The 12,512-nt window shown below is 72.4% G+C and carries 13 protein-coding genes and 1 pseudogene; 10 read left to right on the forward strand and 4 right to left on the reverse strand.

Annotation, left to right across the window (positions count from 1 at the left end; translation table 11 throughout):
• Nucleotides 1–85: 85 nt before the first annotated feature.
• A complete protein-coding gene (locus QP090_RS10745; RefSeq protein WP_285938469.1) occupies nucleotides 86–307 on the reverse strand; it encodes a DUF6158 family protein in 222 nt (73 codons plus the stop codon).
• 105 nt (nucleotides 308–412) lie between these two features.
• On the opposite strand from QP090_RS10745, the gene QP090_RS10750 reads away from it, so the two are divergent.
• Complete coding sequence (locus QP090_RS10750; protein ID WP_285938470.1) at nucleotides 413–1,618, forward strand: cytochrome P450; 1,206 nt, start codon at nucleotides 413–415, stop codon at nucleotides 1,616–1,618.
• A 23-nt stretch (nucleotides 1,619–1,641) separates the two neighbouring features.
• On the opposite strand, the gene QP090_RS10755 is transcribed toward QP090_RS10750, so the two are convergent.
• Nucleotides 1,642–3,192: a bifunctional phosphatase PAP2/diacylglycerol kinase family protein gene (locus QP090_RS10755; RefSeq protein ID WP_285938471.1), complete on the reverse strand. Its 1,551-nt coding sequence runs from the start codon at nucleotides 3,190–3,192 to the stop codon at nucleotides 1,642–1,644.
• A 328-nt stretch (nucleotides 3,193–3,520) separates the two neighbouring features.
• Between QP090_RS10755 and QP090_RS10760 the strand changes: the two genes are divergently transcribed.
• From QP090_RS10760 to QP090_RS10770, 3 genes are all read left to right on the forward strand, one after another.
• Nucleotides 3,521–4,420 (forward strand): ABC transporter permease, encoded by a 900-nt coding sequence (locus QP090_RS10760; RefSeq protein WP_285938472.1) that lies wholly within the window; start codon nucleotides 3,521–3,523, stop codon nucleotides 4,418–4,420.
• Nucleotides 4,421–4,442: 22 nt separating this feature from the next.
• Nucleotides 4,443–5,231 (forward strand): ABC transporter ATP-binding protein, encoded by a 789-nt coding sequence (locus tag QP090_RS10765; protein ID WP_285938632.1) that lies wholly within the window; start codon nucleotides 4,443–4,445, stop codon nucleotides 5,229–5,231.
• A 93-nt stretch (nucleotides 5,232–5,324) separates the two neighbouring features.
• The gene (locus QP090_RS10770; RefSeq protein ID WP_285938474.1) at nucleotides 5,325–5,846 is read left to right on the forward strand and encodes a YbhB/YbcL family Raf kinase inhibitor-like protein; all 522 of its coding nucleotides are present in this window, start codon (nucleotides 5,325–5,327) and stop codon (nucleotides 5,844–5,846) included.
• Between the two features lie 126 nt (nucleotides 5,847–5,972).
• Here QP090_RS10770 and QP090_RS10775 read toward each other — a convergent pair whose 3' ends face one another.
• On the reverse strand, nucleotides 5,973–6,176 hold the full coding sequence (locus QP090_RS10775) for a DUF397 domain-containing protein (protein ID WP_285938475.1): 204 nt from the start codon (nucleotides 6,174–6,176) through the stop codon (nucleotides 5,973–5,975).
• 217 nt (nucleotides 6,177–6,393) lie between these two features.
• On the opposite strand from QP090_RS10775, the gene QP090_RS10780 reads away from it, so the two are divergent.
• Nucleotides 6,394–6,780, forward strand: a complete 387-nt coding sequence (locus tag QP090_RS10780) for an ATP-binding protein (RefSeq protein ID WP_285938476.1) — start codon at nucleotides 6,394–6,396, stop codon at nucleotides 6,778–6,780.
• Between the two features lie 81 nt (nucleotides 6,781–6,861).
• Here QP090_RS10780 and QP090_RS10785 read toward each other — a convergent pair whose 3' ends face one another.
• Nucleotides 6,862–8,178 carry a KamA family radical SAM protein gene (locus tag QP090_RS10785; RefSeq protein ID WP_285938477.1) on the reverse strand — a complete coding sequence of 439 codons (1,317 nt, stop codon included), beginning with the start codon at nucleotides 8,176–8,178 and terminating at the stop codon, nucleotides 6,862–6,864.
• Nucleotides 8,179–8,550: 372 nt separating this feature from the next.
• On the opposite strand from QP090_RS10785, the gene QP090_RS10790 reads away from it, so the two are divergent.
• From QP090_RS10790 to plsX, 5 genes and pseudogenes are all read left to right on the forward strand, one after another.
• On the forward strand, nucleotides 8,551–9,318 hold the full coding sequence (locus QP090_RS10790; RefSeq protein ID WP_285938478.1) for a DUF998 domain-containing protein: 768 nt from the start codon (nucleotides 8,551–8,553) through the stop codon (nucleotides 9,316–9,318).
• Nucleotides 9,315–10,262, forward strand: coding sequence for an alpha/beta fold hydrolase (locus QP090_RS10795; RefSeq protein ID WP_285938479.1), 948 nt, complete (start codon nucleotides 9,315–9,317; stop codon nucleotides 10,260–10,262). The genes QP090_RS10790 and QP090_RS10795 overlap by 4 nt, the downstream gene beginning before the upstream one ends.
• On the forward strand, nucleotides 10,259–10,624 hold the full coding sequence (locus QP090_RS10800) for a hypothetical protein (RefSeq protein ID WP_285938480.1): 366 nt from the start codon (nucleotides 10,259–10,261) through the stop codon (nucleotides 10,622–10,624). The genes QP090_RS10795 and QP090_RS10800 overlap by 4 nt, the downstream gene beginning before the upstream one ends.
• A gap of 81 nt (nucleotides 10,625–10,705) precedes the next feature.
• Entirely contained in the window at nucleotides 10,706–11,110 is a 405-nt protein-coding gene (locus QP090_RS10805; RefSeq protein ID WP_285938481.1) for a hypothetical protein, read from the forward strand.
• Nucleotides 11,111–11,245: 135 nt separating this feature from the next.
• Nucleotides 11,246–12,322: pseudogene (plsX, locus tag QP090_RS10810) on the forward strand (phosphate acyltransferase PlsX); the annotation flags it as partial.
• Nucleotides 12,323–12,512: the final 190 nt, after the last annotated feature.

Consider the following 12,512-nt stretch of genomic DNA (forward strand, 5'->3'; position numbering starts at 1 on the left):
CGCAGAGGATTGACGCCCGGCTTTACCTAATGTGAGGACTTAATTGACCTTCGCATGCCCGTCGCGGGGGTAGGGCCATGCCGGATCAGCGGGCGCGGGCGCCCTCCCTCAGCCGCGCGGGGTCGATCTCGCGGCCCGGCCGGCGGCGCAGGTACTCGGCCTCGAGCTGGTTCGTCCGCCGCGTGTGCTCGGCGTACGCCTGATCGGCGGCGTGCCGCAGGGCGTCGAGCCTGGTGTCGTACAGGCTGCCCAGCTCCCGGAGCAGGTCCTCGTCACTGAGCACGCCCGGATCGTTCCCTGCCGTCATGTCTCACACCCTCCAGCCGTGGTCGGCCCGTCTCTTACCCGCTGCCCGGCGGACGAATCGCGGGGGGACTTGCGGCCGGGCCGTCTACCTACCTAGCGTTTGTTCATGGACCCCACGCTCCCGGCGGGCTTCCCCGACGGGCACTTCGCGCACGGCCACCCGCACGCGCTGTACGAGCGGATCCGCGCGCACGGCGGCCCCGTCCGCCATCCCGCTCCGCCGCCGGGCACCGGGGGCGCGCTGTGGGTCGCCGGGACGCACGCCGCGGTGCGCGCGGCGGCCGGCGACCCGGCGGCCTTCCGGTCCGGCGCCGGCATCCTGCTCGGCGAGCTCGGCCACGCCTACGCCGCACCGCCGACGATCATGCACACCGATCCGCCGGACCACGCCCGCTACCGGGCGCTGGTCGCCCCGGCGTTCCGCCCCTCGGCGATGCGGCGGCTGGAGGGCGCGGTCCGGGACCGGACCCGGGCGCTGCTCCGGCGGGTCGAGCCGGGACGGCCGTTCGACGTGGTCGGCGGCCTGGCCGTGCCGCTCCCCCTCCAGGTGATCTGCTTGCTCCTCGGCATCCCGGAGGACGACTGGCCGCGCTTCTTCCGCTGGTCCGAGGCGATCGTCCCGGGCGCCGCGCCGGACCTGCCGGACCCGGACCGCGAGGCGCTGCGGGCCGAGTGCGGCGGCTACCTCGTCCGCACCGCGCACGAGCGCCGCGCCGCCCCGCGCGACGACGTGATCTCCCAGCTCGCGCGCACCGAACCGGACGGGGACCGGCTGACCGACCTGGAACTGGTGATGTTCCTGATCCAGCTCCTGGTCGCCGGGAACGAGACGACCCGGCACGCCCTGTCGGGCGGGCTGCTGGCGTTCGCGCGCGACCCCGCGCAGTGGGCGGCGCTGCGCTCCCGGCCCGAGCTGATGCCGGGCGCCGTCGAGGAGATCCTCCGCTGGACCTCCCCGGTGGTGTACTTCCTGCGCACCGCGACCCGTCCGGTCACGCTGGAGGGGACGGACCTGGCCGCCGGCGACCGGGTCATGCTGCTCTACGGGTCGGCCGGCCTGGACCCCGCCGCGTTCGGCCCGGACGCCGGCCGCTTCGACGTCGCGCGCCGCGCCGACGCGGCGGGCCTGGCGTTCGGCCACGGCCCGCACTTCTGCCTCGGCGCGGCGCTCGCCCGGATGGAGATCCGCGTCCTGCTGGAGGAGCTCCTCGCCCGGCACGGGCACATCGCCCCGGACGAGGGCTCCGTCCCGTCCTACAACGGCTCGCCGGTCGTCACCGGCCTGCGCGACTGCCGGCTCGTACTCGGGTGACTCGGCGGGGGCTCACCGGGGGCTCATCGGGGGACGGGCGGGCAGAAGACCGGCAGCCCGCCGGGGTGCTTGCCGAAGCGCAGCACCGACGAGAGCGTGGAGACCTCGCCGTCGCGGGCCACCGGCAGCCCGCCGTCCAGCGACACCAGCTCCAGCGAGCCGCCCGTCCAGGCGCGGTAGCCGGGCGTCAGGTGCAGGTGGCCCGCCAGGATCGCGGCGACGGCACGGACACGGGGCACCCGGTGCCCGGTGGTGACCATCCGGATGTCGAGCCGTCCGTCGTCCAGATGCTCACGCCAGGTCGGCGCGGGGCCGCGCGAGCCGTAGGCGCAGTTGCCGACGAACCCCAGCCACACCCGGCGCCGGCGCCCGTCCACCACCACCTCGACCGGCTCGGAGTGCCGCAGGGTGCGGACGGCGGCCACGGCCAGGGCGGGCCACTTCCCGAGCCGGTCCTCCAGCCGCTCGCGGCGCTCCACCAGCTCGGTGTAGGCGCCGAAGCTCGCGGTGTTGAGGAAGGGAAGCGCCTCGTCGGCGTCCGGGCCCGCGCCGGTTCCGCCGCGGGTGGGCAGGACGAAGGCCACGTCGACCCGGCCGAGCAGCGCTCCCCGGTAGGCGGCCACCGCGTCCGCCGCCGTCTCGATGCCGAGCGCGCGGGCGAAATGGTCGAACGTGCCGCCGGGGACCACCAGCAACGGCACCTCGTGCCTGAGCGCGGCCCGCGCGGCGGCGTTGACGCTGCCGTCGCCGCCCACCACCGCCAGCACGGCGGCCCGCCCGGCCGCCTCGTCGAAGACCTTCTCGATGTCGTCACCGGGCTCCAGCCGGACGATCTCGGCGGCCGGAAGCTCACGCGCCAGCAGCTCCAGGGGCGGCTCCCCCATGGACGGGACGAACGCCGTCGCCCCGGCGCTCCGCTCGTCCACCCCCGCCCCCGGACCCGGCCCGGACCCGGGGTTGGCGACCACCACGACCCCCTGCCCGTCCTCGGTGATCTGCACCGGCTCGGTGGTGGTGCGCGTTACATGCGCCACCGGCGGGCGCGCGGGCCAGAGCAGCCGGGTGCCGAACCCGGCCAGCGCGCCGATGCCCAGCCCGGCCAGGACGTCACCCGGGTAGTGCGCCCCGGTGTAGATGCGGGAGAACGCCACCGCGACGGCCGTCACGGCGACCGGCGCCGCGACCGCGGCCGGCGCCTCCAGCGCCACCCCGGTGGCGAACGCGGCGGCCGAGGCCGAGTGGCCGGACGGGAAGGCGTGCGAGGTCGGCGGCTTCCACCGGATCCGGATCGGGGGCACCAGGTCCAGGACCGGGCGCTTGCGGCGGAACGCGTGCTTGCCCGCGATGTTCACCAGAGGGCTCGCCACGGCGATCGCCAGCGACCCGCGCAGCGACGCGCGGCGCAGCCGGGCCCGGTTGCTCGCGCCCAGCACGGCGGCGCCGGAGAACCACAGCAGACCGTGATCGGCAAGCCGCGACAGCCTCGGCAGCACGTACTCCAGCCCGGGGAGCCGGGCGGAGGCCACCCGGTCGAACGCCCACCGGTCGAGCCGGCCGAGCCGGCGCAGCAGCACGGGCCCGCGTTCCGCCGCCGGGATCCGGCCCCGGCCGGTACGGGACCGGCCGATCCTGAACCGGCCGGCACGGGGCCCGAACCGGACTCGCAGCGACGCTCCGCACACGGATCGTGATCTCGGGGTTCGCTTTCGGTGATTCGCCAGCATGACCGGGGTATCCCCTGAGAGGCGGGCATGACTCCGAAAGATCTCAAATCAGGGGTCACATCCGTGCGAACGTCCCTGACATATCGCCGACTGCAATAGGCTTCCCCGCATGAGTCACCCGGAACGGCTCAGCTCCTCGGGTGGCGAACCGGTCAGCACGATCTCTGAGCCTCCTCGCATGAACGGGATGAGCAGCGAGTCGCTGGCCCAATTCGCCGCGCGCAACGGACTGAAGCAGAGCGCAGCCCGCCCCTCGCTGCGCATGTACATCACCCAGGTCTGGCAACGGCGCACCTTCATCTGGAACTTCGCGTCCGCCAAGACCTCCTCGATGTACACCAGCTCCCGCCTCGGGCAGCTCTGGCAGGTGCTGACACCGCTGCTGAACGTGGCGGTCTACTTCCTGATCTTCGGGCTGCTGCTGAGCACCAGCCGGGGGGTCAGCAACTTCATCCCGTTCCTGGTGACCGGGGTGTTCATCTTCACCTTCACCCAGCGTTCGGTGACGGCCGGTGCCAAGTCGGTCAGCAGCAACCTCTCGCTGATCAGGGCGCTGCACTTCCCGCGCGCCTCGCTGCCGTTCTCGTACGTGATCATCGAGTTGCAGCAGCTGCTGATCTCGATGGTGGTGCTGTTCGCCATCGTGCTCGGCTTCGGCGAGCCGCTCGGCTTCCAGTGGCTGCTGATCATCCCGACGCTGGCACTCCAGCTCGTCTTCAACATGGGGCTCAGCCTGGCGCTGGCCCGGGTCGGGGCCTTCACCCCCGACGTCCAGCAGCTGCTCCCGTTCGTGCTGCGGACCTGGCTCTACACCTCGGGCGTCATCTTCGCCATCCCCGAGGTGGCCAAGAAGATGCACAACCACCAGTGGCTGATCGAGATCCTCAAGGCCAATCCGGGCTCGATCTACATCGAGCTCGCCCGGACGTCGCTGATCAAGTCCTACCGCGGTGACCTGGCCGGATGGCACTGGAGCGACAATCATCTGTGGTGGTACGCGATCGCCTGGGCCGTGATCGCCTTCGTCGGGGGCTTCTGGTACTTCCACCGCGCGGAGGAGAGGTACGGCCGTGGCTAAGGCGCTGAAGGAGAAGGCCACGGTGAACGACGCCCAGCCCGAGGTGGTGCTCGACCCCACCCGCGAGCCGATCGTGGTCGTCGACGGCCTGCACATCGTCTACCGGGTGTACGGCGGCGGTGGCAACAAGGGCAGCGCGGCGACCGCGCTGATGCGCGTCGTCCGCCGCGAGGGCCGGCCGCAGATGAAGGAGGTCCACGCCGTCAAGGGCGTCTCCTTCGTCGCCTACCGCGGTGACGCGATCGGCGTCATCGGCACCAACGGCTCGGGCAAGTCGACGCTGCTGAAGGCCATCGCGGGGCTGCTCCCGCCCGCGCGCGGCGGCGTCTACACCGACGGGCAGCCGTCGCTGCTGGGCGTCAACGCCGCGCTGATGAAGGACCTGTCGGGGTCCCGCAACATCACCCTCGGCTGCCTGGCGATGGGCCTCAACATGGAGGAGACCCGGGCCCGCTACGAGGAGATCGTCAAGTTCGCCGACCTCAAGCCGGGCTTCATCGAGTATCCGATGAGCACCTACTCCTCCGGCATGGGCGCCCGGCTGCGGTTCGCGATCGCGGCGGCCCGCACCCACGACGTGATGCTCATCGACGAGGCGCTGGCCACCGGCGACGCCAAGTTCAAGCGGCGCAGCAAGGCCAAGATCGACGAGCTGCGCAAGGACGCCGGCGCGGTGTTCCTGGTCGCGCACAACCTGGACGTGATCGAGGAGACCTGCAACCGGGTCATCTGGCTCGACGAGGGCCGGATCCATATGGACGGCGACCCCGACGAGGTCATCGCCGCCTACACCGAGGCGTCCGGCAAGTAGCCGGGCGCGGCGGCCGGCCCTGGGGCCCCTGAGGGGCGGGCGACCCCTGATAGGTATGGGGAGACCAACCGCACCGAACATCGAGGAGTCGTCATGACCGGCCGGCCGCCACTTCCGCACGAGTTCCTGCCCGAGGTCCCCTCGTTCACCCTGAAGAGCGACGACATCGCCGAGGGGCGGACGCTCGGCGACCCGCAGGTGTTCGACGACTGGGGGTTCAGCGGCGGCAACCGGTCCCCGCACCTGCGCTGGTCGGGGTTCCCCGCCGGGACCAGGAGCTTCGCGGTGACCTGCTTCGACCCCGACGCGCCCACCGGCAGCGGGTTCTGGCACTGGTCGCTGTTCGACGTCCCGGCCGGGGTGACCGAGCTGCCCACCGGCGCCGGCACCGCCGACACCAAGGTCGGCGTGCACGCCCGCACCGACTACGGCACCAAGGCGTACGGCGGCGCCGCCCCGCCGCCCGGCGAGCCGCACCGGTACGTGTTCACCGTGCACGCCCTCGACGTCGACTCGCTCGGCGTCGACTCCGACACCTCGCCGGCCGTGGTGGGCTTCAACATCACCGCGCACACGCTGGCGCGCGCGTCGATCGTCCCCGTCTACGGGTCCTGACCGCCCGCTGATCCTCACGTTCCCCCTGGGGCCGTCCGTACCGCGGGCGGCCCCAGCCCTTTGCCCACGGACGTAGGGGGTGCTGTGATCGCTCTCTATGGGGGCGCCCTTGGGGTGAGGGGGCGGTCAGCGCGGGTCGCCGCGCCCGGCCCGGGCCAGGAGGTCGGCGAAGGCGGCCCGCGAGAGGGCCAGCGTCCCGTCCGCCGGGGCCTTGGAGTCGCGCATGGCGACCAGGCCGCCCAGCGCCGCCACCTCGACGCACTGGCCGCTGCCGCTGCTCCGGGAGCTCTTCCGCCACTGGACGCCGGGCAGGTCATGGGGGGTGCTCATGTCGCCACTCTTCCTGTCTAGGTCTCGCCCGAAGCCTGCCATGGTGACGGTACGAAATCAGGCGATCGCACAAGGTTCATCCCTGGCCAAGCCCTGACATGCGATCGGCGCCGGTGGCATTTGTCCTGCTCACTGGGGCACGTACTGACTTACGAGGACATTGAGCCCTCTGCACCGGACGGGAGGCGGTGGTGATGATCATGGAGGCGAGGCCGTCATGACCGTCCAGGCCATGCTCGGCTCGGTGACGCTGCCGGGCGCGCCCGAGAGCGTCGGGCACGCGCGGCGGTTCGCGCTGGACGTGCTCGACTCCGACGCACGGGCCGACACCGCCGAGCTGCTGGTATCGGAGGCGTGCACCAACAGCGTGCGGCACTCCCGGTCGCGCTTCGGCGGGACGATCACGCTGACGCTGCACGAGGCGGAGGGGGTGCTGCGGTGCGAGGTGGTCGACGACGGCGCCGCGACCCGGCCGGTCGCGCGCACCGGCGACGAGCTGCGCGAGCACGGCTACGGGGTGATGCTGATCGAGACCCTGGCCGACCGGTTCGGCCACTTCATGGGGGACGAGGGCCGGCTGCACACCTGGTTCGAGCTCGGCTGAGGATGCAGCGTGCCGCCCGCCTTCCGGGCGGCACGCCACATCCTTAACGCGAGGTGATGGCCGAGACCGGGGCGGCCGGGGTCAGGACTGCCAGGGGAAGCGGTCGGCGAAGGCGGGCTTGAGCTCGTCCAGCCAGACGGCCTGCGGGTCGTACTTGGCGTAGAAGGGCTTGCCGACCAGGTCGGCGTCACGGCACTGGATGAAGTGCAGGGCGAAGACCTTCTCGCCGAACAGGTCCAGGACGCCGTCCACGCAGACCTTGCCCGGGGTGGCCGACATGGAGGGGCCGCGGACGGTGCGGGAGAGCCCGGAGACGTTCTTGTAGGCGTCCCGGAAGACCTCGTAGGCGCGGACGAGCGGCACCGCGAAGTAGTCCTGCGGGCCCGTGTCGCGCTCGACGAACATGTAGTAGGGCACCATGCCCATCCGGGTCTGGGTGCCCCACATGCTCTGCCAGGCGGCCGGATCGTCGTTGATCGACCGGATCAGCGGGGACTGGGTCCGGATCACCGCGCCGGTGTCGCGGATGCGGCGCACCGCCTCGCCGAGCACCAGCGGCTCCAGCTCGCGCGGGTGGGTGAAGTGCGCCATGAACGCGAGGTTCTTGCCCGCCTCTGAGACCTGCTCGAACAGCCGGAGCATCCCGTCGGCGTCCGGGTCGGTGACGAACTTCTGCGGCCAGTACGCCAGCGACTTGGTACCGATCCGGATCGATTCGAGCTGCTCCAGCTCCAGCAGCGGCTCGATGTAGCGGCGGATCACTCCCTCCCCCATGATCATCGCGTCGCCGCCGGTGAACAGCACGCTGGTCACCTCGGGGTGCGCGACCAGGTAGTCGCGGAGCTGGAGCGGGTCGTCGCCGGCCATCTTGAGGTCGGCCTCGCCGACGAACTGCGCCCAGCGGAAGCAGTACGTGCAGTACGCATGGCACGTCTGGCCCTGCTTGGGGAAGTACAGGACGGTCTCGTCGTACTTGTGCTGCATCCCGGGGATCTTGCCGTCACCGAAGGTCGGGATGTTGAGCTCCATCTGCCCGGCCGGGTGCGGATTGAGCTTCATCCGCACCTCGTGGGCGACGGCCTCGACCTCGGCCTTGGGCGCCTCGCGGCGCAGCAGGTCGGACAGGCGGGCGACGTCCTCGGCCGGCAGCATGTCCTCCTGGGGGAAGGTCAGCCGGTAGATCGGATCGTCGGGGGCCGCGGACCAGTCGATGAGCTCATCGAGGACGTAGGCGTTGGTCCGGAAGGGCAGCACGGTCGCCACGGCCCGGGTCGCGAGCTGCTGCTCGGGCGACAGCCCCGCACGCGCGGTCAGCTCGTCCAGGTGCTTCGCCGTGAAGGCGCGGTACTTGCGACCAGTCGATCGCACTGCGGGAGCCGCGTCGTTCACCAGTGTCACGTGTTGGTACTCCTTGAATCAGCGGGGGACGTACCGGGGGGCACGCCATCACGGACAGTGATCACTATGGCCCAGGTCACTCTATTGAAGCGCCCGGTCGACGGCCATGTGACACAGATACCCACCTAAGCGTACAAAGATGCTGGTCAACACCGAACAAGACATTTCATTCTTATCCAGATTAAGTGGGATCCGCCCCACGTGCAGTGACTACCTGAGGTAAAGGGCGCCCCCGGTGCCGTGCCTATGCTGGGTGGGGAAATACTGAGCGGGGACAGCACCGGGGCGATCACGGGGACCACGGGGGGTGGACGCCGGTAACGCCCAGTGGAAGCGGGGGGTCGTCCCCCCGAGGATCCGGAGGGGGTCCGAGTGGGCACGCGGCCACACGAGGTGGGCACGCGGTCACCGGCCGGCCGGCCGGGCGCGGTCCCGGGGTTCGCGATCGTCCTGAACGGGGTGGCGGCGGTGGCCTACGCCACGTTCTTCCTGGAACACCTGCTGAGCCCCGACCTCGACGTCATCAACGGCTACGTCAGCGAGCTGTCGGCCGTCGACCAGCCCTACGACGCCCTCTACAGCGGCGGCGACTTCGTCACCGGCCTGCTGATCATCATCGTCGCGGCCACCTGCCTGCTGACGCTGCGGCGCAGGCCGTGGGCCACCGCCGGCTGGACGCTGCTGATGCTGTTCGGCGTCTGCGCCATCGGCGACGCGGTGTTCCCGCTCGACTGCGCGCCCAGCCTGGAGAGCCGCTGCGCGCTGCTCGAACGGTCGGAGAACGTCTCGTTCTCCCACGAGTTCCACTCGGTCACCAGCAGCGCGGTGGTGATGTTCGGGGTGGCCTCGCTGTTCACCCTGTCGATCGCCGCCCACCGGTACGGCTGGTGGCCGTTCCTGGCCCGCTGGGGCTGGGTGCTGGCCGCGCTGGAGTCGGCCGCCGGGCTCGCCACCCTGCTGGCGATGCTGCTCGGCCAGTGGCTGGGGATCATCCAGCGCATCCAGATCGGCATCCTGTGCCTGGGCCTGCTCGTCATCGGCTGGGCGCTGTACACCGACTGGCGTGCCGCGCGGAGCGACCGGCGGCGGCCGGGCGCCGAGCCCGGCACCGGCCACGAGCGAGAAGAGGCGACGCCATGAGCCCCCAGGCCGGCACGGTCGTGGACGCCGGCGGCGAACGGGTGCACGTGGTCGAGACCGGCCCCCCGGGCGGTCCCCCGCTGCTGCTGAGCTCCGGGCTCGGCGGCGCGTGGTTCGACTGGCGCCCCAGCGCGGACCTGCTGGACGGCGCCCACCGGGTGGCCGTCTTCGACCGGCCGGGGCTGGGGCTGAGCCCGGCCGGCCGCGCGGCGCCCAGTCTGCGCCGCGAGACCGCGATCCTGGCCGGGCTCGCCGAGCGGGCGGGCGGCCGGGTCGTGGTGGTCGCGCACTCGCTGGCGGGCTTTCACGCCGAGGCGTTCGCGCGGCAGTGGCCCGACCTGGTGCGGGGCCTGGTGCTGGTCGATCCCAGCTACGAGCGCGATCCGTCCGGCGGGGCCTGGCGGCCCCGGTTCAGCCGGGTCGCCACCCACCCGGCGGCCCCGCGCGTCCAGGCGCCGCCGCGGGTCTCCGCCGCGGCCGTCCCGGCCACCCGGGCGCTGGGCGCGGTGGTCGGGGCGACCCGGATCCCCTGGCTCGCCGCCCCCGCCGGGCGGCGGCTGGCCATGCGGTTCCTGACCCGTCGCAGGGTGCCCGTCCCCGATGGCGAAGTGCGCGCGGTGTACGGGCGCGGCACGGTGCTCGGCGGGATCCTCGCCGAGGAGCTGGCCTACCGTGAGATGGCCGCCGACCTCGCCGCACTGCGCGTCCGGCTGCCGTTCCCGCCGGTCCCGCTGGTGGTGCTGACGGCGCTCGGGGACGTGAAGGACCCCGCCAAGGCGCGCGAGTGGGCCGAGGGCCATCGGACGCTCGCGGAGATGAGCCCCTACGGCAGGCAGGTCGAGCTGCCCACCGAGCTGCATCTGCTGCATGTCGACCGTCCGGACGTCGTGGCCGAGGCCGTCGCCGAGGTGCTGGGACGCGGCGAGGCCGGGGAGGAGGGATGAAGCGGGTCCCCGCGGTGCTGCTGGCCGCGCTGCTCGTCCTGTCCCTGTCGGGCTGCAAGGTGATGAAGCGCATCTCCGACGGCGCCTATGAGAACGCCGTGGCCGACGGGTCCGCCACGCTGTTGGGCGACCGCGGCGTCCGGCTGAAGGCGCGGCCGATGTGCAGGATGCCCGACACCCGTTCCGACGCGCTGCTGCGGGTGCACTGCACGGCCCGGACGACCGCCGGCGTCCCGGTCGTGGTGACCGGCACCGCCACCGATGCTGACACCGAGCACCCGCAGGAGGTGTACATCGTCACCGTCGGAGGGCGCGAGGCGCTGCGCACGCACTGCCTCGGCCCCGGCTGCCGACCTTCCTGAACAGGTAACGACATGGTTCGCACCGGGTAAAACTCGCGCGCGGCGCGCTTGACCGGGCCCGGCCCGGGTGACGTTACCGCTGTGAAGATCACCCGTGTGAAGGCCCTGATCATGGGCGGTGCCACCGTGCTCGTGCTCGCGGTGGGCGCCGCCCTGGCCTATGTGACGCTCATCGACACCACCGAGCTGCGCTACAAGACGCAGACGGCCCTGCGCGGCGGGCTGCCGGACGCCGCCGCCGCCGAGCTGCGCGCCCGCGGCGTCACCCTGACGGGTCCGCTGAGCTGCCGGGACATGCCGGGCTGGACCAAGCGCAAGATGCGCGCCATGTGCACCGGCACCGCCTCCGACAAGCGGCAGGTGCAGGTCATCGGCAGCGGTGAGGACGAGACGAAGGCCAACTACTACACGATCCTCGTCGGCGGGCGCCCCATGGTCGAGAACGCGACCTGCCTGGCCGCCGACTGCCACAAGAAGAAGAACTGAGGTCCGATCCCGGCCGCGGAGTGAGCACCGTCACTCTCGGCCGCCGCCGTCCAGGGCGGTGAAAGAACGTCCTACGATGCGATGAGCTGCGTTCTTGCGGCGCACCCGCGTACTTTCACCCCACCTGGAGCGGCCATGACCGGCAATGGCGAGCCGTCGCGCTCCGCCACGGCCCGTCCCGCGGCGGCCCGTCCGCTGCCGGTCGCGGTGGACACGATGGGCGGCGACCACGCGCCCGAGGAGATCATCGCGGGGGCGGTCGCGGCGGTCCGCGAGCACGGCGTCCGCGCGGTCCTGGTGGGGCAGGCGCCGCGGATCCGGCGCGAGCTCGACCGGCACGGCATCGTCGGTGAGATCCCGATCGTGCACGCCGACGAGGCCCTCGACATGGGCGAGGGCGCCCTGGCGAGCTGGCGCAAGCCGCGCTCGTCCATCGCGATCGCCTGCCACCTGGTCAAGCAGGGCCGGGCGGCGGCGCTGGTGTCGGCGGGCAGCACCGCCGGGGTGGTGGCCACCTCGCGGCTGCGGCTGAAGGGCCAGCAGGGCGTGCTGCGGCCCGCGATCGCGGTGACGCTGCCGACCCGGCCCCGACCGACGGTGCTGCTCGACGCCGGCGCCACGGCCGACGTCAAGCCCGAGACGCTCGTGCAGTTCGCCGCGCTCGGCACCGCGTACGCGCAGATCCGGCTGGGCCTGGAGCGGCCCCGGGTCGGGCTGCTCAGCATCGGCGCCGAGCCCGCCAAGGGCGACAAGGTGACCAAGCGCGCCCACGAGCTGCTGGCCGGGGGGCACCACGGGATCGAGTTCACCGGCAACGTGGAGGGCCACGACCTGCTGGCCGGCACGGTCGACGTCGTGGTGACCGACGGGTTCACCGGCAACGTCGCGCTCAAGACGATGGAGGGCACCATCGCGATGGCCTTCACCGAGATCAGGTCGGCGATGACCGGCAGCCGGACGGCCAAGGTCGGCGCGCTGCTCCAGCGCCGCCGCCTCCAGGAGCTCAAGGACCGGCTCGACTCCGACACCTACGGCGGCGGGGTGCTGCTCGGGCTGAACGGCACCGTGGTCATCGCGCACGGCGCGTCCCGGGCCCGCGCGATCACCTCGGCCTGCCTGCTCGCCCACGAGCTGGCCGCCGGACGCATCGTCGAGCGCATCCGCGAGCAGGTGGCCGCCACCCGCACATCCCGCTTCGGCCGCTGGACGCACGGCGACCGCGACGCCGCCGACAAGCCCGCCGACAGGCCCGCTGAGAAGGCCGCCGAGAAGGTGTCCGGCAAGCCGTCCGACGGGACGGCCGAGAGGGCACCCGAGAGGCCCGCTGAGAAGACACCCGAGACGGAGCCGGCCAGAGACCCCGAGACGCCCGCCGAGGGCCGGGCGGCGATCGAGGCGGCTC

Source organism: Actinomadura xylanilytica, assembly GCF_030283145.1.
Lineage (GTDB): Bacteria > Actinomycetota > Actinomycetes > Streptosporangiales > Streptosporangiaceae > Spirillospora > Spirillospora xylanilytica.

What these genes read in the sequence shown, in the direction of transcription:
- QP090_RS10775 (WP_285938475.1), bottom strand. Translation starts at nt 6,176, where the DNA reads ATGAGCACCCCCCATGACCTGCCCGGCGTCCAGTGGCGGAAGAGCTCC.
- QP090_RS10750 (WP_285938470.1), top strand. Translation starts at nt 413, where the DNA reads ATGGACCCCACGCTCCCGGCGGGCTTCCCCGACGGGCACTTCGCGCAC.
- QP090_RS10780 (WP_285938476.1), top strand. Translation starts at nt 6,394, where the DNA reads ATGACCGTCCAGGCCATGCTCGGCTCGGTGACGCTGCCGGGCGCGCCC.
- QP090_RS10800 (WP_285938480.1), top strand. Translation starts at nt 10,259, where the DNA reads ATGAAGCGGGTCCCCGCGGTGCTGCTGGCCGCGCTGCTCGTCCTGTCC.
- QP090_RS10795 (WP_285938479.1), top strand. Translation starts at nt 9,315, where the DNA reads ATGAGCCCCCAGGCCGGCACGGTCGTGGACGCCGGCGGCGAACGGGTG.
- QP090_RS10770 (WP_285938474.1), top strand. Translation starts at nt 5,325, where the DNA reads ATGACCGGCCGGCCGCCACTTCCGCACGAGTTCCTGCCCGAGGTCCCC.
- QP090_RS10760 (WP_285938472.1), top strand. Translation starts at nt 3,521, where the DNA reads ATGAACGGGATGAGCAGCGAGTCGCTGGCCCAATTCGCCGCGCGCAAC.
- QP090_RS10745 (WP_285938469.1), bottom strand. Translation starts at nt 307, where the DNA reads ATGACGGCAGGGAACGATCCGGGCGTGCTCAGTGACGAGGACCTGCTC.